Source organism: Photobacterium sp. GB-36 (assembly GCF_003026135.1).
Lineage (GTDB): Bacteria > Pseudomonadota > Gammaproteobacteria > Enterobacterales > Vibrionaceae > Photobacterium.
The window spans coordinates 76,452-98,415 of record NZ_PYNY01000013.1; the positions used below are offsets into that span (position 1 = coordinate 76,452).

Consider the following 21,964-nt stretch of genomic DNA (forward strand, 5'->3'; position numbering starts at 1 on the left):
CGGAGCTTAGCTATCTTTTTTGTCAGTAAGTGGAAGTAGCATTTCCACAATGCCATCTTCTAGTTGTACATCAATGCTAAAACCGACTTTCTCTGCAAGATGGATCATCCCGCGATTTGACGGCATCGTCATTCCCGTTAAATATTGCAATCCACGTTGTTTACTGTATCTCACTAACTTGTCCATTAAGATACTGCCAAGTCCTAATCCTTTCATATCAGAGCGTACTAGAATCGCAAACTCGGCATCGTGGTTTTTAGGATCGGATAACGCCCGAGCAACACCTAAAACAACATCTTCTTTCTCATTTGTATCTGGGTTGATATTGGCATTTTGTGCAACGGCAACAAAAGCCATCTCACGGTCGTAGTCTATTTGCGTAAACTTAGCGAGTGCTTCATGGTTTAGCTCGCCGACATCAGAGAAAAAGCGTTTATAAAGATCTTCAACCGAAACCTTAGACATAAAGGTTTTATGTAACGGTTCATCTTCAGGCAAAATAGGGCGCAATAGTAAGGTTTGACCATCTTTGAGCACACAACTTTCTTCGTACTCTTTAGGGTAAGGACGTATCGCAAGGCGTTTTTGTTTATCACCACTGAAAGATTGAATCTCCATTGAGGCATCTAACACAGTGAGATCACTACCGCTGATTAATAATGGATGAATATTAAGGGCTTTGATCTCTGGGCAATCGATGATCAAATGTGAGATCTTAACCAATAAATTACACAAAGCAGGAATGTCTATTTTCTCTAATGCACTGCGCTGTTTGATTTTTCCTGTTTTTAGAGCATCGATCACCATATAACGAGCCAGCGCCATATTTAATGGTGGTATACCTACTGCTGCGTCACGGTGGATATCCCAATGCGCATTATCTTCACCCATTAAGATCACAGGGCCAAAGATCGGATCATTATGTACATCGATCCGCAATTCCTGTGCCCCTGAACGATCTGCCATACGTTGTACTAACAATCCATCAATACGCGCAGTGGGGTAAAGCATAGTAGCCCTATCAAAGATAGCTTGCGCTGCGGTTTCAACTTCTGCTGCGGTACGTAAATGAAGAACAACGCCATGTATTTCTGATTTATGTCGTATATCAGGAGAGCGTAACTTAACCGCAACGGGATAGCCTATTTGCTCAGCAATATGAACCGCTTCAACAGCATCAAGCGCAATCCATGTTGGTAGAGTATTAAAGCCATAACATTCTAAAATCGGGCGAGCTTCATGCGTTTCTAAATGATGAATATTATTGGTCAGCATGATATTCACTAATTCATGGACTTGATGTGAATTATGATTGTCATAGCCAACAGAAGCCGGTGTTTCCATCAGTTGCTTTTGGTTACGTCGGTATTCGACTAAATGCATGAAAGCGGAGACTGCGCTTTCAGGAGTGCGATAGGCAGGAAACCCTGCTTCTGTAAAGGTTCTTCGTGCTATAGCCGCTTCGTTTTCACCTGCCCAATTAGTCAATATATTAAAACGTTTAGTCCGAGGGTGCTGGTGGAGAGTGTCAACGAGTGCTTCAGCGGTCGCTGTATCGGGCGCAATAGCAGATGGACTGTGCATGATCAATAAGGCATCAAAATCATCACTGTCTAATAAGATCTTAATTGCCTGTTGGTAACGCGTTATATCAGCATCACCAATAATATCAATGGGATTAGAGTGAGACCAAGATGAAGGTAACACAGCAGAAAGCCGATTAATGGTTTCAGGACTGAGTTGGGCAAGTTTTCCACCGCGATCTGAAAGCGCATCGACAGCCATAATTGCAGGCCCGCCGCCATTGGTTAAAATCGCTAAGCGCTCGCCTCGTAACGGCACAGAGTGGGCAAGTGTTTCAACCGCAGCAAACAGTTCATGAGTATTGTTTACGCGTAACATACCTGATCGCCTAATCGCAGCGTCATAAACCGCATCTAAGCCAATATCACCACCGGTATGGATATGTGCAGCAGAGCTACCGGCTTGGGTTCGGCCACTTTTTAACACCAGTATTCGGCGGTTACGAGCAGCGGCCCTAGCGGCAGACATAAAACGGCGTGCATCTTTTACCGAATCAATGTAAAGCAAAATCGCTTCTGTTTTAGAATCTTGGCATAAGGTATCTAATAACTCCGCAAAGTTAATATCGCAAGCATCACCGAGTGACAAAAAGGTAGAGAATCCAATACTCTTATTTTTTGCCCAATCTAAAATAGTGGTACAAACAGCCGCCGATTGAGAGATGAAGGCAATATTTCCTTTATTAGCACTTATGGGAGAAAACGATGCGTTCAAGTTTAGCCACGGTAAGATCAATCCCATACTATTAGGGCCGATTAATCGCATTCCATATACTTTGGCTTTCGCCAACATTTGATCTTCAAGGCTTGGCTGATGGTTTGGCGTAAAAGGGGCGGGGTTTAACTGTGGATTATTCATTCCTGCCGCAAGAATAATAGCAGCTTTAACGCCTTTCTTACCCAGTTGTTCAACGATATCAATATTTAACTCAGCCCGAGTACACACAATAGCTAAATCAGGGACACGCGGTAGGCTAGCAATATCAGGATAAGCGAGAATACCTGCTACCGCATCATATTTTGGTGTGACAGGCATAATAGGACCACGGAATTGATCGGATAAGAGATTCCGAATAACCACATTACCGGCACGCGAAGGGTTATCTGATGCGCCAATAACGGTAATTGATTTTGGTTTGAGCAAACGTCTCATCCCATCCATGATCGATATCCTTTATAGTTAATAGATAAGCTAGTTATAGGATAAACCTGAATCAGATAAGATGGAAAACCTAGCCAAAGAGCTGTGATCTGAACGTAATAAATTCATAAAGAGATAAAGCTAAGAGGATCATTAATATCGATACTTGACTAGATAATTACACAATTCATTCAATTAACATTATTTTTTATCAATAAGTTATCTAATTGTTTTTATATAGATTTTGTTACAGTTTCTTTTTGGAGTATTTTTAACTGTTGAATTATTATTCATTAATATAGAACAAGAAAGAATAATAAATATGCTATCTAAATTTACATTCCACTATCAGCCCAGATATATCAACGGCGAAATCTCATCTTATGAAGCGCTATTATGTGCTGCCGAACAATCGATTAATATTCAAAACTATGTCAATGCTGTAGAAGATACTGTGAATTTTGATCTCATGGTTATTCGTCAGGTACTTGAGCAACGTGGAGTTAATCACTGTGCGTCAAAGATAAGAATTGCGATTAATATTTCAATTAACAGTTTGATTAACTTTGAGTTTATTAAACAATGTAAAGATATCTTCGCTGTTGAGAAAAATGTTATATTAGAATTAACGAACCATGATAAGTGTCATGATTTTCGTCAAATTCAAGCGGCAATTGCTGAATTAAAAGCCGTTGGTGTGAATTTTGCGCTGGATGATTACGGCAAAGGCTATATCAATAGTGAGATGTTGATTCATCTTGATGTCGATTACATTAAATTAGATAGAAAATTAATTGAGAATATAGATCAAAGCTATGTCGCCTATTCGTTAGTAAGAACAACTTATGAAAAAATAGCTAAAGTTCTAGGTAAAAGAATTATTGTTGAAGGAATAGAAACCTTTGAACAGTTGAATTTGCTAAAGCAGTTTGGAGAGATGGAATATCAAGGTTTCTATTTTTCCAAACCGTTACATGTAGATAAATTGCAACCTACAAAGTCCTTGTCAGTTAATGAAAAAGGGCAAAAGTCTTTATGTTTAGCACTTGATCAGGCGATTTATGAACTTAATCGTTCTAAAAGCCCACTAGAAGCCAGAGCGGCGATAGAAAAGTTAACTCAAATTGATCACTATAATATTATCGGTGTGAGTCCCAATAGTTTTGATGTTTATGCAGAGCAACAAAGGATCAACGAGAATTATAAACAGATCTTAGAAAACTGTAATAGTGCACCATCTTTACTGATGTCATCACTGATTAGTACCTGTGATGCATTTGTCATTATTCGTGATAATAACGGTAATGCGATTTATAACAATCAAAAGCATATTGATTACCTTAATATGGATTTAGTTGATGTACCTGTTGATGAGGTATGCAGAATATTTCCTGATTACCGTACTTGCTTAGCGCTAGATCAAGAATTACTTAATGGTAATAGTTGTTTCATTACATCAAATGAAACCGTAGAAACAGACAATGGTAGTCAGTTTTTTCAGACTTATCGCCAAAAGTTAACCCACTTTGGCCAAGACTTTGTGATTTGTAGTGTCTATGAAGATAACGGTAATATCTCGATTGATAATTTAACGGGTTGCTTTCAAAAAGATTACTTAGAATCAAGCTATGTTAAACATAGCCAACAATTAGTGTTTATTGATCTAGATGGTTTTAAACCTATTAATGACTCGTACGGACATAGTAAAGGCGATGAGGTTCTACGTGATTTTGCTTACACTTTGAAAACTATGTTACGTGCGAATGATGTCATGATTCGTTTTGGCGGCGATGAATTTATATTACTGTTCGATAGTCTATACGTTGATGTTGTAAGTAAAAGAATGGAAAAAATACGTACTAGTATTGAAGAGTATTTTTCAGCTCAAGAACTATATCTGAGCTTTTCATATGGTATTAGCACCTTAGATGATGGTGTTAAAGCTGCACTCAACATTGCAGATCAGAATATGTATGAACAGAAACATATTCGAAAGTTGGCTAAGCAGTAATAAAAAGAGATCACTATGATCTCTTGTTATCATCAATAAAATGTCATTGCTTAAACTTGATAACGTGTTTTATCACCAATATCAAAATGTAATGGCATACGCCACTTACTAAATGCAGCTACGCCTAATAAGATTGCGCCAAGCATTGCACACGCAATAACGCCGGCGGGAACATTAAAGATAAAACAGAACCAAAAGCCAGCTAATACAATAGGGGTAAGCAGCAATGCTTTAATTTGAAAACAAAAGTATTCTTTGACGGAGAGTGCGCTAAACACAAATAAAGCAGCACCTAATGCTAACGGTTGCCATAAACCAGCAATTAGCCAAATAGCAGCAAATAAACCAGCCCCTTGAATTAACCAGCGGAAGCGTTTGTCATAAATGTGGACGGTTGTTGAAGCTAATAAAGCGACAATAATTAAGAATGGCGTTGCTGGTATCGTTTCGTAGCCAATAATAGCCATGATAAGTGCAGCAATCGTTAGTGCAGAACGGTAAAGCACAACAGTGAGCTTATCTAATACATCAAGTTCACATTTAATATGGGGATCAGCCATATCTACTCCAAAATAAAACACAATACAAAATAATAACGTCAGTTTACTGAATGAAGATGCTGACTTAAATAACTATTTAGTCAATATAGCTTTTCATTGACCTGCTTTAAAAAAATACCTTTCATGAGAAAAAATATCGATGCTTAAAATGAATATATACGTTTTGACTCAGGTATATCTGACGGTATGAGTGCTACTGAAACCGATGTTGAATTACGCTTAAATCTGAAGAACTTATTTGATATTGAGTACTTTGGCGGTGGTGGAAAAACAAATACAAATGTAGCTGGTGATCGAGAGTAAAGGCTAGGCATCAATGCAACATTATAATCAACTGAACCGTATTAATTCTTTTTATCGCTAACATTTCGCTCTGTATAATGCAGGGGGCTTTTTTCCTTTTTAGCGTGACCTTTAAAACAATTACTTAATAAAGAATCTATTAATAGAAGGTTACTGTTGATTGGTGAATAAAGGCACGGCAGAATATCATTAATGTAGTTGCTACACTTTCGTTAGGTCTGAATCCAATCATGAAAAAAATATTTACTATCAGTATGCTAGCTGCACTTACTGGCTGTATGTCTACACCGCAAACTCAAGCACCGGTTGAAACAATTAATCAATCTAATGCAGAACAAACAATAAAACCTATCGATACCGTAGCGGAAGTCGATCCAAGTGTTGTGTCTGAACCTTTATATTTATCCAGTGAATCTGTCGCCATTAGTGAAAAACAACTCCCAACAGAAACAACACCTGCTGTTGTACCAACAACAACTGAAACCCCAAATACGCAGACGACAGCAATAGAGCCTGAGCAAAATATAGCACAAGCTGATAATGCTAAGGTTCAAACACCTAATGATATGGTAGATATCGTGGGTGAAGACCATCAAGTATCAGCCCAACGTGTTGCTCAAAATACTCAGAACAAAAATGTAGTCGAGGCAACACCACAAGCAGCAGCGAATGTAGCGACAGCAGCAACAACGGCTGAACAAGCGGCAGAAATGGCGGTTGAAAGTACACCAGAACCTGAAGTTGTAAATGAACAAGCGACAGAAGCCACGCCAAATACACAGCCAATCGATGAAACACAAAACGCAGTTAGCAAAGAGGCTGTGACAGAAGAAGCGGCAGTAGGGGAGAAAACCACAGCCGTTAAAGGGTTCAGTATTCAACTGTTAGCCATGCGTGAAACAAATGAATTTAAACCCTATTTAAGTCAGTTACCCACCGATCAACCCGCATGGCTCAATGATAAGATGATCAATGGTAGTAGTGTCTATACCTTGTTATATGGTCATTACAAGGATTATGAAACTGCAAAAGCAGCACTGGCAGCTATGCCTCAAAAAGTGGTTCAATCTGGCGCATTTGTTCGTAACCTCGCAGATATTGAAGCAACACAATATCCAACATTACAACGTATTCGTTAAGCATTTCACATAACAGATTATATTGATGAAAAGTCATTTATTACGGTAAATGACTTTTTTATTGCCGTAAGTCCAGTAGATACATGTAAGCACGGTGTTAGAAGCGTTGATTTACTAAGCAAGTAACGAGTCAAATTTAAAATAAATCACGATTAGCGATAGCAGAGGGTGCACAGTATCGATTTTTTTGATTACTATGTTATTCACACAGACTTTGACGATTTTGCATTGGTTCTATTTGTATCAAAGTTATTAATTATTTTCACGTTAGCGACATCTAAAGCTAGCGGCGTTTACAAGGGATGATGATGAGCTCTATCCATGTTTTATTATTATGCGGCGGCGGTAGTGCTGAGCATGAAGTTTCTCTCGTATCAGCAAACTTTATTGAAGAGCAACTAAAAACGATCAGCGGTGTTACTTATACTCGAGTAGAGATGACTAAAAATGACGGCTGGTTAGACGCTGAAAATCGTTCTTGTGAGTTAAATTTAGACAAAACATTGATTGTTGGCGATCAAGAAGTAGTGATCGATTATGTCATTCCTTGTGTTCATGGTTTCCCAGGTGAAACGGGCGATCTGCAATCTTTACTGACAATCGCTGGTCTACCTTTCTTAGGGTGTGGAGCAGAAGCAAGCACAAATTGCTTTAATAAGATCACAACTAAACTGTGGTTTGATGCACTAAACATCCCTAACACGCCTTATATTTTCCTAAGTGAAAACAACCAAGAAGCACATCAAGAAGCGCTTGAAGCATTTAAAAAGTGGGGCAAGGTCTTTGTTAAAGCGGCTTGTCAGGGATCTTCAGTTGGTTGTTACTGCGTAACGACTGAACAAGAACTAACAGATGCTGTTAACAATGCGTTTGGTTACTCTGATCAAGTACTTATTGAAAAAGCGATTAGTCCACGTGAACTGGAAATTGCTGCTTACCAATACGGTGACGAGCTAGTGATCACCAAGCCGGGTGAAGTATCTTGCCCAACTGATAAATTCTACAGCTACGAAGAAAAATACAGCGCTGATAGTGTATCAACCACCATGGTTGAAGCAGAGAACTTAACGCAAGAGCAGATTGAAGCGATCCGCACTTATGCTCGTAAAGCGTTTGTACAAATGAAGCTAAAAGATCTTTCTCGTATTGATTTCTTCCTAAGTGAAGACAACGAAATCCTACTGAATGAAATCAATACCTTCCCAGGAATGACGCCAATTTCTATGTTCCCGAAAATGCTAGAGCATCACGGACATAAATTTGCTGAGTTCATCGAACAAGCAATTAAGAGCGCAGCGAAGTAATCATCGCCACGTTTAGCTAAATATAAAATAAAGCCCGTATACATGTTTATGAACAAGTTTACGGGCTTTTTGCTGGTGGATGTGAAGTTATTTATCGCTGTTTTTCTTAGCGAATTTTTTTAATTCATTATCACGTTTACCACGTTGGCCAATATATTGTGCGGGCATAGCAGGGCTTCGCCAACGTCCCTGATGCTGAATTTGACTAATAGATAGACCAGAATCGGCTAAATCTTGGCTTGCACCAACACGGGGTGATTGTCCTGAGAAAATGACATCAGCAGGTAAATCCAACTCTTGGCTTGCACGACGGAAAACACGGTAAATTGATGAGTGATCCAGTGGTTTATCGCCAATGTTACTGTGTCTATCAATACGTCTAAATACAAAGCTGTCCATAATCATGCCGAGTGTTAACCAGCGTTGAACCGCTTTAGAGGCTAAATCGCTAAGGGCAATAATCCTATCGTTTACAGTGATATTGATTAAGCCCGAATCTTCTATTTCAATATGATTTATTGTCAGTGCTGCGACTTCTGAACGTTTTAACATTGCCTCAAAGGTAATAGCCCAAATGGCCATATCGCGGACATCTTTGGGTTTTGTTGATAGGGCAAAGATATCAAGTAATGCCTGTAAATGATTATCTCTAAAGCCTTGTGCATGGGTGTAGTCATCATGTTTATCTAACCGCTGCTTATGCATTGCGAGCTTAATTTCTTGGCTTTGACATGGATTAGCTAGGGCATGACATTTATGAATAAGCCCTATAGTGACAATGTAACGTTTCAAGCTGGCTAATTTACGTGACTCTGCCATTTTTTCGATAAAACGATGCACTGTTTCGGCTGTTGCAGGTAATGCTGATACCTTATTGTTTTCACAGAACATTAAAAAGTGGTTCCAGTCATTTTTAAACGCCACCAAGGTATTTTTAGCGTAACTATGGTGGGTAAGTGATTGCCAAATAGCAATGTTATCTGCCACTTGTTTAAACTGAGTAATACTTTTGGCACGTTTTACATCACAATCAATAATTGGAATTTTTTTCGCCATTACTTAACACCTAACGCACTATAACTTTATATCTAGAGTAAATTATAACACTATATATTGAACAAAGTATGCAAACTTTAAACATAAACCGCTTTAGTAGCATTAAAATACTAGTCATCAATAAAACATCATGCTTAAATTACAGAGCATTTATTAACAAATGGTAACCTTGTTATCATGATGTTGGACTTAAAGTAAGACAAGGATCAACAGTATGAAAAAACGGATTTTTCACCGTGGATATACTATTGAAAATACAACGGGCGTTACCAATGAATGGAAATCAGCAATTAAAGGTAACCCTATCAGCGGCACACTGACTGAAATTAAAAAAAGTGTTGATTGGTGGTTGGACATGAGTACATTCATTCATCCTCAGAAGTTCTCATCTCAATCCTCAAAGCCCGTTTCCCAAGGTTCATCTGAGAACTATCGTGGTTTTATCATACGTAATGATACGGGTAAGCCTAACGAATGGTATTTGCTTTTAAGAGGGCAGTTATTAAAGGGTAATGCGACATCCATTAAGCAATACCTTGATAAAGTCATTGAGAAACAATCTAAAGCGCAATAAACGACAAAGCCTGCTAATTCAGCAGGCTTTGTTTTAATCGTTATGACTTACTCTTTGTTTTTTATTATCTAATCGTCAGCATCTTCTTTTGTAACATCAACAAGGTAATCACCTTCTAGCCAGTTACGTCCAATTAAGAGTTTGTATTCTAATTTACTACGATCACGTAAGTTAACAGGAATTGCTTTGTTCTGACCGTTCCAAATCAGATCCATGACAACGGCATAACGACGCTCGACACCTTGCGCATTACGAATTTTACTTACTTTAATAATTTTAGCGGTGTGCGTGACTTCTTGACCAAGCTCATTCTCAGTTGTGAAAGTAATCTTGCGTCCTAAATTATTATGCATACCTTGCTTACTGTCGTCGTTCTCAGTTTTTCCGTCGATTTTGATATTGTAAGCATTGATAGATGTTGTGTTAGCTCCTGTATCTATACGGGCTTTATAATTAATACCAAGATCTTTTACTTTGATCGTTTCAACGGGGCCCACAATGGATTTTCCATCACATTGTGGTGTAGCAAAAGTTGTTCCTGAGGCAAGCAAAAGCACCGCAGAGATAAAAATGTTTTTCACACATACTCCTGAAACAAATAATATATCTATTTACTGATAATAGACTGGATACACCATTATTGGTTCAAGTGATTGTTAAAATTCATTAAAAAGCTTGGATTTCAGGGCTAAACATTGCAAGTACTTCTTCTATTTCTCTTATACAGTCTTGCGTTGGTGTAAAATGCACCGTATTAAACCCGAGTGATTTAGCTGTTTCGATATTAGGATAATGATCATCAATAAAGAGACATTCATGGGGATTAAGATGATAACGTTGACACAAAAGATCAAAGATTTCAGGCTCTGGCTTCATAGTTAGCTCTTTTCCTGAAACAACACCACCGTCAAAAAATGAAATAAAATGATGCTTTTCGTACAAGGTTTCAAAAAAAGCACTACACATATTGGTTAGGTAGTAGGTAGGGTAGTTTTTATCTAGAATTCTAAAAAATAATGCCTCAGTTTCTGGTATTTTTTCCAAACTTAATTGTATATGGTTAATGAAATCTTCCATCCGTTGGCATGAAATCCCTGTCCTTGCTGAAAATTTAGGTATTTCCTCTGCTAGAAGCATAGTCCCACGATCAAGCGCTAACCAATCAGGATGGGCGAGTACTTGTTTCATTAGGATATTTTGCTCATCTATAGATTGAGTAAAAGTATCTACTATTTTCTGTGGATCCCACTCAAATAACACTGCACCAAAATCAAATATAACATTCCGAATCATAAGCTGTTCCGTTTAGTGTTCTTTTCTTGATAATATTAGCTTAAAGCGAATTAGCAAGATTCATATGTGAACTTGAAAGCTTATTCACAATAACCACGTAAACAATGAGACTAATTGCACAATGAATGATAACAGTCGTTTAGTTTTCTCAACCGAAACTGGTCGAATTAAAGAAGAAACTGTAGCACCCGTTCGCCCAAAAGGTGATGGTATTGTCCGTATTCAGCGTGAAACTAAAGGTCGTAAAGGCAAGGGAGTTTCTATTGTCACGGGCTTAGATGTTGAGGACACCCAACTAAAGTTAATTGCTGCCGAATTGAAGAAAGTATGTGGCTGTGGTGGTTCAGTAAAAGATGGAAAAATTGAAATTCAAGGTGATAAGCGTGATGTAATTAAAGCGCACCTTGAGAAAAAAGGTCACACAGTAAAATTAGCTGGCGGTTAAGTCAGCAATATAGAAAAGAGGCCATTAAGCGGCCTCTTTTGCTTTGAAATGAGTTATATTTTTAACGCTCGGAATTTTAATTGAAAAGGCTACAAAGCAACCTGTTGTAGTGAGTACATCATGTTACTCTGGGCAGCCTGCATCAATCATTGCTTGAATATGGTTACCGTAGAACGAATCGTCTCCGACCCAACCCGCAGGATCGGGAGAAATAGCTGTGCCAGGCATGGTTTGATTAGCTGCACTTCTTAGCACTGTGTTGCAATAATCAAAGGAGATACCACCTATCTCATGGCAACTCGCACATGCACCATCGCCAAGTTCAGCAAAGGCAGGGGGATTTGTCCAGCCTTGTGCAGAGATCGGCTGATAGCGAACATTAGGATCAATGTCGTAATCATCAGAAATATCAATTGGCGTGTCGGGGTGAATTAAGAAAACGTTCTTACCTCTATGGCAGTTAGTACAGTTTTCAGCGAGGTTATCACCATTTTGAATATCCGAAATTTTAAACGTTAAATCTTCACCACCTGTAATTCTTCCGCCTGTTTCTTTACTGATATTATCCCAAAAACACGCTTTACCTGTGGTTTTACTTTGGCAAATGATGCCAAGAAATTGTATATATTCACTGCCTGAAGCCCCTAAACTCCAGCGAGGTAGTGCCATACAGGTTCCTGCAACACTAGGATCTTCATAGGCATAAACTTCAGTTCTTCGGCTAGCAAGAAAATCAGTGGTTGCTGTACCTTGGTGTACCCATAAATCAGAGCCCCAATCGGGTGGAATAGGGACATTATTTTCACGGCAAGTCGCAGCATAATCGTCAGTCGTTTCTGGTGGGATCAATATAATATGCGTTAACCAAGAGCGTTGATTTAGAAACTCAAATAGCCAGCTGTAATCACCTAAGCGTGAAATAGGGAACAGGTGATGGGTCTGTTTACGGAACAAGCGAAACGAAGTAAGGTATTTATCTTGTGTCGCTTTATCTGCACTGCTTAACATGGCATCTATCATGCTATTAGAAAATAAGACCTTATCAACCTCATTTTTTTCATCGAGATCTTCAAATGCCTTATAAGCTTCGTTAAATGTATTTTGCTGTTCCTCTGTCAAAATAGGTAACACATCATCAACTAATGCGTCTTGCATAGATAAAACCTGATCTTTATCTAGCGTTAACTCATTACCTACCGCGTCATACAACTTATCGTAATAACCGCTTGAGATATCACTGATCAAAAATTTAGGCTCAGGATCATCAGTAGGTTCAGTTTCGTTCTCTGGTGTGCTGGGAAGTTGTTCATCAAGGGGAGGGAGCTCAGCCGTTGGTGTATCAACTTCAGTTGTATTTGTTGTGTCATCAGAGCTTCCTCCTCCACATCCTGTGTAGGCTAAAGAAGCTAATAACACAAAAAGTATCGTGTACTTCATCAATCATTCCTGTACTTATTGTGCTTAGAATCAATTACAGAAAGGATAGTGAGCAATAAATAATCACAAATCGCATAATTAAGAATTGAGGTATAGAAGCAAGAATGTTCTATAGTGAAGGTGTCATATATAAATAAAATTTAAAATAATGCCGCAACATAAAAAGCGCTTACTAAGTAAAATACTATGTTGGAACGGTTACTGAAAATGCATAAAAATAAAGAGAATAGACATGTCAGAACTTAATGTTTTTAAACAACCCAAGCCGTTTTATCTCATTTTTTCCATCGAGTTTTGGGAACGTTTTGGTTTTTATGGCATGCAAGCCATCCTTACCGTTTACTTGGTCGATGTGCTTGCCATGTCAGAAGCCGAGTCATTTACCTTATTTGGCGCATTTTCAGCATTGGTGTTTGGCTCTATTGCTATTGGTGGCTGGGTTGGTGATAAAATTATAGGTACAAAACGCACCATCGTATTGGGTGCAATTGTGCTTATGTTAGGGTATGCACTACTGGGTATTTCAGCGTCAGGCGAATTTAATAGCAAGGAACTGATTTATATTGCGATGGGGTTTATTACTATTGGTAATGGCCTATTTAAAGCGAATCCATCCAGCTTATTAGCTAAAGTTTATGAAAAAAATGATCCACGATTAGATGGTGCTTTCACCATGTATTATATGGCGATTAACCTCGGCTCATTTATCTCTACATTACTTACCCCATGGATATCTGAGCATCTAGGTTATGGAATCGCATTTGGTGTAAGCTCAATTGGTTTATTGATCACCATCGCTAATTTTCTTGTTAGCCGTCGATTAGTAAAGAACATTGGTTCTCAACCAGACAAAGAGCCAGTTAATTACGGTAAGTATTTTATCGTTGTTATAGGAACTATTCTATTAGCGTTTGTGAGTGCATTTTTGTTGCAACATATCTTTTATGCTCACCTGATCCTTGCCGTTGTGGGTGTCACCATTGTTACCTTATATTTCAAAGAAGCATTACAAACGACAGGATTAGAGCGCGCAAAGATGATGGTTGCGTTTGTACTTATGCTACAAGGAATCGTCTTCTTTGTTCTGTATTTTCAAATGCCAACGTCGTTAAATTTTTTCGCTATACACAACATTCACCATAAGATCTTTGGTATCGAAGTACAGCCAGAGCAATTTCAAGCACTCAGTCCATTTTGGATCATGATCTGTAGCCCTATACTCGCCATGGTATATAACAAAACGCGCGAAAACTTTTCCATGCCCTATAAGTTTGCTTTAGGTATGGTGTTATGTAGCTGTGCATTTCTTATATTAACCTTAGGCAGCCATTATGCAGATGCTAACGGTATAATGAGCTCAAATTGGTTAATACTTAGCTACTTATTGCAATCTCTTGGTGAGCTATTAGTTTCAGGATTAGGGCTTGCGATGATAGCCCAATTAGTGCCACAACGGATGATGGGATTTGCCATGGGGATGTGGTTTTTAACATCAGCAACTGCAGCGGTTATTGCAGGGTGGGTGGCAACATTAACAGCCGCACCTAAAGGGGTAACCGATCCACATACAACGCTAGAAATTTATGGTGTAGTGTTTAAAGAAATCGGCGTTATCACGGGTATTATTGCCATAATAACATTGATGATGGCACCTAAACTCACTCGTGTTATACAAGGTAAATAACCCGTTACGCGATTTTACAACATGTACACTGGCAATAAGACATCATCGTCTTAAGGAAATATATTCCCAAATGTTTACCATGTTCATAATCGTGATTTAATGAAGTTATATCACTACCAATAAGTTTAGATTTCAAAGGCTTATGCGGGAAGATTTCATAAATATTAACATCATCAGGAGGGTTGGCAATAAAGTGTTCACTCTCGCTATAGCTTTTCTCGTGTAATAACAGCATATCAATTAATGTTGCTGCTTTAGTTTTTGATAAGCCTGCTTTTACTTTATGTAACCATTCATGATTCGCGCTAAGGCCAATAGGGTTAGTGCGAATAACAACAATGTTTTTAAAACCACGGTTATAGGCTTCTTTAGCTGGAATTGGAGCATTAAGGCCACCATCAACCCAATAATGATTATCAGAATAAATAGGTTGACGGTTTAATACAGGAATAGCACAAGAGGCTTTTAAGCGTTGATCCCATGAGTCAGAATTTAAATCAAAAAATCCCGCTTGATGGTGATCAATACCTGAAGCACTAGCAAGCACCGTTTTATTTTGCATATTACGGCGACCCGTTTCCCAGTCTAACTTTAATGTGGTTTGGGTTTGTTCTAATAACCAATCCAAATCCATACCACCTCGATTTGAAAACAGTTTGGAATAGCTAAAAAACTTCTTCTTTGTGGTGATTTCTGTGATCACACGATAAGCATGTTTTTTTTGTTCACAGATATATGAGGCAAGATTTAATGAACCAGCAGAAGTACCAATTAATAACGAAAATGGATTAAACTCATGCTCAAGAAACGCATCTAAAACACCTGCAGTAAAAATACCTCGTTGGCCTCCACCTTCAGTAACAAGTGCGATATCTGAAATATTTTTTTTTGTAGAACAAAGAGCTTCAAAATTATTACGACAATATGAGATATGTTTTCCAGTCATGGTTAAATCCATTTTAGTTAAAAAATACCGATAATTTTAACCTAAAAATTATCGGTAATTGTTTACGCAGCACGAACATGTAATGGTAATTCACAACCATTTTTTGTTAGTGAAAATTGTAATAGGTTTAAATCACGACTTCTAAATGCACCAGCACAACTTAATAAGTAATAACGCCACATACGATAGAAACGGTCGTTATATTGATCAGATATTTTATGCCAGTTACGTTCAAAGTTTTCACACCATGCCATTAATGTCTGATCATAATCAGGACCAAAGTTATGAATATCTTCAATATTCATTTTTCCTTCAAGCGCACTGCTTAATTGTGTAATAGATGGAACAACACCATTAGGAAAAATATATTTATTAATCCACGGGTCAGTTTGATTCACTGATACTGGGCTACCAATAGTATGTAAAAGGAAAATACCATTATCTTTTAAAAAACGATTAGCGCAATTAAAAAACTCGGTATAATTTTCAGGACCTACGTGTTCAATCATGCCTATAGAAACAATGCGATCATATTGTTGAACTGGCTGATACTCACGATAATCTTCTAAAATAATTCTTACAGGTAGCCCTTTATTATCTGCAATATTTTGACCTAGTTTCATTTGCTCTTGGGATAACGTTAAGCCATCACAAATAACACCATATTTTTCAGCAGCATAGTTCATAAAACTAGACCAACCACAACCAATGTCTAACAAGCGCATATCTGGTTTCAAATCCAGTTTTCGACAAATTAATTCCATTTTATTTTCTTGAGCTTCGTTTAGATTCTTTGCTCCTTTCCAATATGCGCAAGTATAAGCCATACGATCATCTAACATATTAGTATATAAATCGTTACCAATATCATAATGGAAAGGAACATCTTCTTTTACACGAGATACAGATTGATGATTGATGAGATTTTTTAGTTTAGATACGCCAATTTTAGCTGCTATTTTAAACTTATCTGTGCTTGAAAGTTTTTCTTCAATATTTGAACGTAATAATTTGCTTATTAGAATATCAATTCTTTGGCAATCCCATAGGTGATCCATATACCCTTCACCAAAGGCAATAGTTCCTTGAGATAAAATATTATCGAAAAGCTTATCGTCGTTAACGATAATATCCCACGGACGGTCACCATTAATTTTAATGTCAGCTTGATTTAAAAGATTAGAAAAAAGTTCTTTATTAGGCATAACAGACCCTGATTATTATTGATAATATACAATGATTTTTAATAATGTATGTGATTTATTGTTTAATTCTCAGGAATAGTATCAAACATATATTTTTATAAAATTCAAAATAGATGAAAGTGATATTAAGATTTACTAAAAATAATAAAGTATTAAACCGACATACATTTAAATACGAATTGTTCTTAAGTTAGAAGTATTATATCGCGGATGTTTTTTTCTGTATTTAGAGTTAAAGACACAAAAAAACTAAATACAGACATTGGGCGTGAATAATTTTACTGTGATGTTGGGGAGTTAAAATTAAAAAAACAACGGGTAAGGAAATCAGAATCTATTTTTTACAAAGTAGAAATAGAAAGTGATTAAGAAGGATCAAAAAAACGGCGATCAAACATGTTGATCGCCGTGGCAGTAATTAATTCCAACATAACTTAACCATGAGCAGCTAAGTTATTTACTTACAAACTTAGGTGCGGGAAGCTTGATAAATAGGTTCGATTGTTTCTGCCAAAGCAGCATCAAACTCAGATTGAGGCTGATCTGCATATAAATCATCGGTAAGTACACGAGAGAAACTTGCAATAATACCGTTGTTTTCAGATAACTTTTCACACGCTTTCATAAGTGGAAAACCACCTGATAAAGCAACCACTCTAATTACATTAGGGTGTGAGATCGTATCAGCGTATAAATTAGGTTGCTCTGGAAGTGTGAGTTTTAGCATAACGTAATGGCTAGGGTGTAAATTATCTAATTGAGACATTAACTCACGATTTAAGATAATTTCAGCCTGCGCTTTTTCTGGGCTATCAATACTCACTTCAGGCTCAATAATAGGCACTAAACCAGCATTGATAATTTGTTGAGCAAATAGAATTTGCTGTGCAACCACATCTCTAATACCTTGTTCATTGGCTTCCCAAATCACAGAGCGCATTTTAGTGCCGAATACATCTTTAGCTTTTGCTTTAGCTAAGAGTTGATCTAGCTCTGGCATTGGTTTCATTAATTGTACGCCATTAGCTTTATCTTCTAAGCCTTTATCGACTTTTAAAAAGGGAACAACACCTTTTTCTTCCCATAAATATTGTGAAGTTGGTTTGCCTTCAATTTCACGGTCTAACGTATTTTCAAATAAAATAGCACCGATAATACGATCACTAGTGAAGACTGGGCTTGTAATAATACGAGAGCGCATGGCATGAACAAGATCATACATCTGTTCGTCATTATTGTAGTCTGATTCATTAATACCATAAGCTTTTAATGCTTTAGGTGTGCTGCCGCCACTTTGGTCAAGTGCTGCAATGAAACCATCTTGAGTACGCATTTTTTCTAGTTGTTTTGAAAATGTCATCATAATTCCCCCTGGGACTACTTGTGATTCAGTGCCACATGCTTCAGCGTTTCTACAGATTTATTATCTTTCTAACTTGTTACAAACTATAACGAATAATTTTATTGCTGAATTTATAACTTTTGACAATTAAAAGCTAAAAACAGCCACTGCGTGTTTTTAGTTCTTACATGTCGGTTAAGTATCGCATTTACCTCTGATTTAACATCATCACGGGCTCGCCATCCCCAAAAACGTTCTCTCGCTTTTATGGAACTGCGAGCCAGATCAATAATGGGGGAAAGATAACGGCTGTTGTTATCTAGTTGGTACATCACAACTTCTAATTCTTTAAGCGTCCAAGGTTCAAATAACAAAGGAACGGGGATATTTGCTAATTCAGGTATCCATTTATGGATAAACTCACCATCAGGATCATGTTCTTGTGCCTGTTTAGTCGGGTTATAAATACGAATAGTGTTAATACCTGTGACACCAGCTTGCATTTGGAATTGGCTGTAATGAATACCGGGTTCGAAATATAAAAACAATTGGGCAAGGTGAGTGACATCGTCATGCCAGTCAATATTCAAGTGGTGGGTAAGAAAGTTAACAAGCATTGAACGCATTCTGAAATTGATATAGCCGGTGTGATACAAACATCGCCTGCAAGCATCTATAAGAGGGATCCCAGTATTGCCGTGAAAGATAAAGACTTGGCTATTTACACAGCAAACTGATGGTTCATATCTTCCAATGATTGGCCGATAAATCGCAATAAGCCACACACATTTACTTTTATCATCAATCTAGAGTACTTGTATGATTAAAACAATGTATACCCAAGCGACTTCAATATGCCTGATTCAGAGCTAAGGTCGTCTCGCTGAACACTGCACCTTGAGGTTGCTTGGGTATATAACATTACGAAGTAAATAATCTTTTTTCTCACTTGGTACGTAACAGTCATTACACTTAATGTTTAAAACAAAGAGAAGAGACACATGATGACGATGCCACTAAGTAAACTAGAAAAATTCTTTTACATTGATAAATTGGTTGTTCATTCGTTAGATTTATCATTGTATCAAGTATCAGTGGTTATAGATGAACAAGAGCATTACATTACTAATGAAAAAGGTGATTACATCAAAGCGATTTCTATATTAGAAATACAAAAAATATGCAGGAAATTAAAAGTAAAAACCTGGGTGCTTAGGCAACAAAGTGCTTACGATGAAATGATAGGTATGCCAAATGGCAAACAAGATAATACTTTAGAAGTTCCATTAAGCAATAATAAACTTTATTAAATTACTGAGTATAATAAATGAGGTGCTTTTCTTGTCATTTTAATCACTATCAATAAATGACAACAAAACGATAATCAATATATTTAAATATAAACAGAGCCATTCATAAGGTGAATGATTGTGTGATAAATAGCTGCATATTTCTGTAAATAAAATCGAATTATTGCTAAATAATCAATGTAGACTATTCATAGTGATGACTAATAGCTTATTTTTCAAAAATAAAAAGTTAGTAATATCTAATATCTGTTTTTATAACTGTCTATTCTCTATAGAATCAAAGTCATAATACTAACTATCGAAAAAAGCAATATCTTGCTTATTAAGTTGCAATAATAAGCGATTATATTAGTAGACGATAAAAACATAGCAGCATCACTCATGTCTTCATATCGCCTTAAAAACGTATTAAAAGCTAAATTAAGAAAGACGTTATTATTGTCCTTAATAGCTTTACCGATAACAGCATTCGCACATACGCATTCTGAACATCATGTTGAACTTGATAAAAAACATCATTCAAATATTCATCATCATGTAGTTACTCACCATTACAGTCATAATATTGAACATAAACATAGCAAAACACCAAAACATAGTGAGAAGCATGAAACGCATCATGCACATTCAACACACCACCGCACAAATCATCATGTAGTGCATAAATCGCATTACTCACACCATGATAGTCACTCAAGGTACCATGATAGTCACTCAAGGCATCATGTTAGTGCTAGGAGGTATAGAATTCCTGTCGATTACTACACCTTGAAAGGGCATTACGTACATCACAGATCATTTTGGTCTGATGTCAGGAATTTGAGGCTGTCTCAAAAATGGCGTGCTAAGATCTGGCATGCTTATTCACATTGGGCGCATACGCCATACCTTTATGGTGGTAACTCACATCATGGTATTGATTGCTCAGCATTTGTTCGTCGAGTGTTTAATGAGGTCTATCATGTACATTTACCAAGAACCACATTACAGCAAGTAAAATTAGGTTATAAAGTTAGAAAAGAAAACCTTCACTATGGTGATTTAGTCTTCTTTAAAACCAGTGGCTGGCATCACCATGTTGGAATCTACTTAGATCACGGACGTTTTGTGAATGCAACAAGTTCACGCGGTGTGGCTATATCCAATATTAATCATCCCTATTGGCGTAAACGTCTATGGCAAATACGTCGATTAGTTGATTAGACGATTAATGAAATAAAGTGAACTAAGTGCTGCTGATATAGTGGCACTTTTTTTATATGTATATGAATAAAAAATTGAAATATAGATTTGAAATTATTCATTTAGAAACTATAAATATACTAATAATTTATAAAGTTTATCTCGTGTTATTTTAGAAGTCCGATTAAATCAACTCATTTTTTAACTGATACCTATAGTAAAGTTATATGAATTTTATATTAAGATTTTATTACATTTAATTAAATTAAAGGTTTACGGTTTATACAAGTTAAAGAAAGTAAATGTAATTATTTCAATTAGTAACCACTGTTTTTACATGGATAGAATATTACGCTTTATTTTATTAATGGGTGAGTATTATGGATAAAAAAACATTACTTATTACAGGGACAAGACCTGAAATAATAAAAATGGCTCCGGTGTATACTGAATTTAAAAACCAAGATAAAGCTATTGAATGGTGTCACACTGGTCAACATGATTCTCTTGCAGAGCAAACATTTGAAGTCTTTGATATTAAACCTGATTATATATTTCAACGTCCAACTGGTACTACATTAGTTGATCTTTTATCTGGCTTAATGACAAATATTCAACCGTTGCTGCAAAAAAATAGCTACGATTGCGTTTTGGTTCATGGTGATACCAGCTCAACTCTTGCTGGGGCTTTGGCAGCGTATTACACAAAAGTACCTTGTATTGGACACGTTGAAGCAGGGCTTCGATCTGGCAGCTTACAACATCCATTTCCGGAAGAATCTAATAGAACATTAGTCGCTCGTATTGCGAATTTACATTTTTCCCCTACTGAAATTGCACAAAAAGCATTATTAGCAGAGGGGATTAATATAGATACAACCGTTGTAACGGGCAACACTATAATTGATGCACAAAAGTTATTAATAAATAAAGGGTTAGTGACCCCTACGGTGAGCAATACAGTATTAGTTACGACTCATCGTCGTGAAAATTGGCAATCCATTCCCACAATCAGCCAAGCAATTAAACATCTCTCCTCAATTAAGCCCGAATTAGATTTTGTCTTTGTCGTGCATCCCAACCCAACAGTAAAGCAAGCTGTATTAGATAACTTAAGTGGCATTGAAAATATTACCATTGTTGAGCCGTTAGATTACCTAGCGCTTCAGCAACTATTAGCTTCTGCTGTTTTAATTATGACCGATTCTGGTGGTATTCAAGAAGAGGCACCGACTTATGGCACGCCTGTTGTGATTTTACGAGAAACGACAGAGCGACCAGAAGCAATACATTTAGGTTTATCAAAACTTGCAGGAGCAAAAGATTATAAATCTATTGTAGATGCGGCCTTAACATTATTATCTATTGGTAAATCAGACGCTTGCTTTAATCCATATGGTAAAGGAAATGCATCCAAAATCATTCTCCAACGAGTGCAAGAGTTCTAAT

General features: G+C 37.0%; 19 protein-coding genes and 1 pseudogene. 9 read left to right on the top strand and 11 right to left on the bottom strand.

Features of this window, described 5'->3' with window-relative positions; translation table 11 throughout:
* Positions 1–6: 6 nt before the first annotated feature.
* Positions 7–2,745 (bottom strand): bifunctional acetate--CoA ligase family protein/GNAT family N-acetyltransferase, encoded by a 2,739-nt coding sequence (locus C9J46_RS13085; RefSeq protein ID WP_107207913.1) that lies wholly within the window; start codon positions 2,743–2,745, stop codon positions 7–9.
* Positions 2,746–3,046: 301 nt separating this feature from the next.
* Between C9J46_RS13085 and C9J46_RS13090 the strand changes: the two genes are divergently transcribed.
* Positions 3,047–4,735 carry a GGDEF domain-containing protein gene (locus C9J46_RS13090; RefSeq protein WP_107291012.1) on the top strand — a complete coding sequence of 563 codons (1,689 nt, stop codon included), beginning with the start codon at positions 3,047–3,049 and terminating at the stop codon, positions 4,733–4,735.
* 50 nt (positions 4,736–4,785) lie between these two features.
* Here the strand turns inward: C9J46_RS13090 and C9J46_RS13095 are convergent, their stop codons facing one another.
* Positions 4,786–5,295 carry a hypothetical protein gene (locus C9J46_RS13095; protein WP_107207916.1) on the bottom strand — a complete coding sequence of 170 codons (510 nt, stop codon included), beginning with the start codon at positions 5,293–5,295 and terminating at the stop codon, positions 4,786–4,788.
* A 533-nt stretch (positions 5,296–5,828) separates the two neighbouring features.
* Here C9J46_RS13095 and C9J46_RS13100 point away from each other — a divergent pair.
* Positions 5,829–6,737: an SPOR domain-containing protein gene (locus tag C9J46_RS13100; protein ID WP_107291013.1), complete on the top strand. Its 909-nt coding sequence runs from the start codon at positions 5,829–5,831 to the stop codon at positions 6,735–6,737.
* A gap of 308 nt (positions 6,738–7,045) precedes the next feature.
* Positions 7,046–8,041: a D-alanine--D-alanine ligase gene (locus C9J46_RS13105; RefSeq protein ID WP_107291014.1), complete on the top strand. Its 996-nt coding sequence runs from the start codon at positions 7,046–7,048 to the stop codon at positions 8,039–8,041.
* 87 nt (positions 8,042–8,128) lie between these two features.
* Here the strand turns inward: C9J46_RS13105 and C9J46_RS13110 are convergent, their stop codons facing one another.
* Positions 8,129–9,097: a tyrosine-type recombinase/integrase gene (locus tag C9J46_RS13110; protein ID WP_107291015.1), complete on the bottom strand. Its 969-nt coding sequence runs from the start codon at positions 9,095–9,097 to the stop codon at positions 8,129–8,131.
* Between the two features lie 214 nt (positions 9,098–9,311).
* On the opposite strand from C9J46_RS13110, the gene C9J46_RS13115 reads away from it, so the two are divergent.
* Positions 9,312–9,671: a DUF3319 domain-containing protein gene (locus C9J46_RS13115; protein ID WP_107207923.1), complete on the top strand. Its 360-nt coding sequence runs from the start codon at positions 9,312–9,314 to the stop codon at positions 9,669–9,671.
* A 68-nt stretch (positions 9,672–9,739) separates the two neighbouring features.
* On the opposite strand, the gene C9J46_RS13120 is transcribed toward C9J46_RS13115, so the two are convergent.
* Both C9J46_RS13120 and C9J46_RS13125 read right to left on the bottom strand, forming a co-directional pair.
* A complete protein-coding gene (locus C9J46_RS13120) occupies positions 9,740–10,252 on the bottom strand; it encodes a RimK/LysX family protein (RefSeq protein WP_107207925.1) in 513 nt (170 codons plus the stop codon).
* Positions 10,253–10,337: 85 nt separating this feature from the next.
* Positions 10,338–10,964, bottom strand: coding sequence for an HAD family phosphatase (locus C9J46_RS13125; protein ID WP_107207926.1), 627 nt, complete (start codon positions 10,962–10,964; stop codon positions 10,338–10,340).
* Positions 10,965–11,085: 121 nt separating this feature from the next.
* Between C9J46_RS13125 and yciH the strand changes: the two genes are divergently transcribed.
* Positions 11,086–11,409 carry a stress response translation initiation inhibitor YciH gene (gene yciH, locus C9J46_RS13130; RefSeq protein ID WP_107207928.1) on the top strand — a complete coding sequence of 108 codons (324 nt, stop codon included), beginning with the start codon at positions 11,086–11,088 and terminating at the stop codon, positions 11,407–11,409.
* 123 nt (positions 11,410–11,532) lie between these two features.
* Here the strand turns inward: yciH and C9J46_RS13135 are convergent, their stop codons facing one another.
* Entirely contained in the window at positions 11,533–12,846 is a 1,314-nt protein-coding gene (locus C9J46_RS13135) for a hypothetical protein (protein WP_107291016.1), read from the bottom strand.
* A gap of 232 nt (positions 12,847–13,078) precedes the next feature.
* On the opposite strand from C9J46_RS13135, the gene dtpA reads away from it, so the two are divergent.
* The gene (gene dtpA / locus C9J46_RS13140; protein WP_107207931.1) at positions 13,079–14,530 is read left to right on the top strand and encodes a dipeptide/tripeptide permease DtpA; all 1,452 of its coding nucleotides are present in this window, start codon (positions 13,079–13,081) and stop codon (positions 14,528–14,530) included.
* Positions 14,531–14,534: 4 nt separating this feature from the next.
* Here dtpA and C9J46_RS13145 read toward each other — a convergent pair whose 3' ends face one another.
* The 4 genes and pseudogenes from C9J46_RS13145 to C9J46_RS13160 form a co-directional block, all read right to left on the bottom strand.
* Positions 14,535–15,476, bottom strand: coding sequence for a patatin family protein (locus C9J46_RS13145; RefSeq protein WP_107291017.1), 942 nt, complete (start codon positions 15,474–15,476; stop codon positions 14,535–14,537).
* Between the two features lie 62 nt (positions 15,477–15,538).
* The gene (gene cfa, locus C9J46_RS13150; protein WP_107291018.1) at positions 15,539–16,681 is read right to left on the bottom strand and encodes a cyclopropane fatty acyl phospholipid synthase; all 1,143 of its coding nucleotides are present in this window, start codon (positions 16,679–16,681) and stop codon (positions 15,539–15,541) included.
* A gap of 469 nt (positions 16,682–17,150) precedes the next feature.
* Complete coding sequence (locus C9J46_RS13155; RefSeq protein ID WP_107247421.1) at positions 17,151–18,041, bottom strand: fructose bisphosphate aldolase; 891 nt, start codon at positions 18,039–18,041, stop codon at positions 17,151–17,153.
* A gap of 113 nt (positions 18,042–18,154) precedes the next feature.
* Positions 18,155–18,721, bottom strand: a pseudogene (locus C9J46_RS13160) (FAD-binding domain-containing protein); the annotation flags it as partial.
* Between the two features lie 306 nt (positions 18,722–19,027).
* Here C9J46_RS13160 and C9J46_RS13165 point away from each other — a divergent pair.
* A complete protein-coding gene (locus C9J46_RS13165) occupies positions 19,028–19,333 on the top strand; it encodes a DUF6482 family protein (RefSeq protein WP_107247462.1) in 306 nt (101 codons plus the stop codon).
* Between the two features lie 541 nt (positions 19,334–19,874).
* On the opposite strand, the gene C9J46_RS21810 is transcribed toward C9J46_RS13165, so the two are convergent.
* The gene (locus C9J46_RS21810) at positions 19,875–20,051 is read right to left on the bottom strand and encodes a hypothetical protein (protein ID WP_233217754.1); all 177 of its coding nucleotides are present in this window, start codon (positions 20,049–20,051) and stop codon (positions 19,875–19,877) included.
* 101 nt (positions 20,052–20,152) lie between these two features.
* Between C9J46_RS21810 and C9J46_RS21815 the strand changes: the two genes are divergently transcribed.
* A complete protein-coding gene (locus C9J46_RS21815) occupies positions 20,153–20,536 on the top strand; it encodes a C40 family peptidase (protein WP_233217755.1) in 384 nt (127 codons plus the stop codon).
* A gap of 359 nt (positions 20,537–20,895) precedes the next feature.
* Entirely contained in the window at positions 20,896–21,963 is a 1,068-nt protein-coding gene (wecB, locus tag C9J46_RS13175; RefSeq protein ID WP_107291020.1) for a non-hydrolyzing UDP-N-acetylglucosamine 2-epimerase, read from the top strand.
* Position 21,964 lies beyond the last annotated feature (1 nt).

Coding starts and splice junctions, on each gene's coding strand:
- C9J46_RS13085 (WP_107207913.1), bottom strand. CDS start 2,745: ATGGATGGGATGAGACGTTTGCTCAAACCAAAATCAATTACCGTTATT.
- C9J46_RS13090 (WP_107291012.1), top strand. CDS start 3,047: ATGCTATCTAAATTTACATTCCACTATCAGCCCAGATATATCAACGGC.
- C9J46_RS13095 (WP_107207916.1), bottom strand. CDS start 5,295: ATGGCTGATCCCCATATTAAATGTGAACTTGATGTATTAGATAAGCTC.
- C9J46_RS13100 (WP_107291013.1), top strand. CDS start 5,829: ATGAAAAAAATATTTACTATCAGTATGCTAGCTGCACTTACTGGCTGT.
- C9J46_RS13105 (WP_107291014.1), top strand. CDS start 7,046: ATGAGCTCTATCCATGTTTTATTATTATGCGGCGGCGGTAGTGCTGAG.
- C9J46_RS13110 (WP_107291015.1), bottom strand. CDS start 9,097: ATGGCGAAAAAAATTCCAATTATTGATTGTGATGTAAAACGTGCCAAA.
- C9J46_RS13115 (WP_107207923.1), top strand. CDS start 9,312: ATGAAAAAACGGATTTTTCACCGTGGATATACTATTGAAAATACAACG.
- C9J46_RS13125 (WP_107207926.1), bottom strand. CDS start 10,964: ATGATTCGGAATGTTATATTTGATTTTGGTGCAGTGTTATTTGAGTGG.
- yciH (WP_107207928.1), top strand. CDS start 11,086: ATGAATGATAACAGTCGTTTAGTTTTCTCAACCGAAACTGGTCGAATT.
- C9J46_RS13135 (WP_107291016.1), bottom strand. CDS start 12,846: ATGAAGTACACGATACTTTTTGTGTTATTAGCTTCTTTAGCCTACACA.
- dtpA (WP_107207931.1), top strand. CDS start 13,079: ATGTCAGAACTTAATGTTTTTAAACAACCCAAGCCGTTTTATCTCATT.
- C9J46_RS13145 (WP_107291017.1), bottom strand. CDS start 15,476: ATGACTGGAAAACATATCTCATATTGTCGTAATAATTTTGAAGCTCTT.
- cfa (WP_107291018.1), bottom strand. CDS start 16,681: ATGCCTAATAAAGAACTTTTTTCTAATCTTTTAAATCAAGCTGACATT.
- C9J46_RS13155 (WP_107247421.1), bottom strand. CDS start 18,041: ATGACATTTTCAAAACAACTAGAAAAAATGCGTACTCAAGATGGTTTC.
- C9J46_RS13165 (WP_107247462.1), top strand. CDS start 19,028: ATGACGATGCCACTAAGTAAACTAGAAAAATTCTTTTACATTGATAAA.
- wecB (WP_107291020.1), top strand. CDS start 20,896: ATGGATAAAAAAACATTACTTATTACAGGGACAAGACCTGAAATAATA.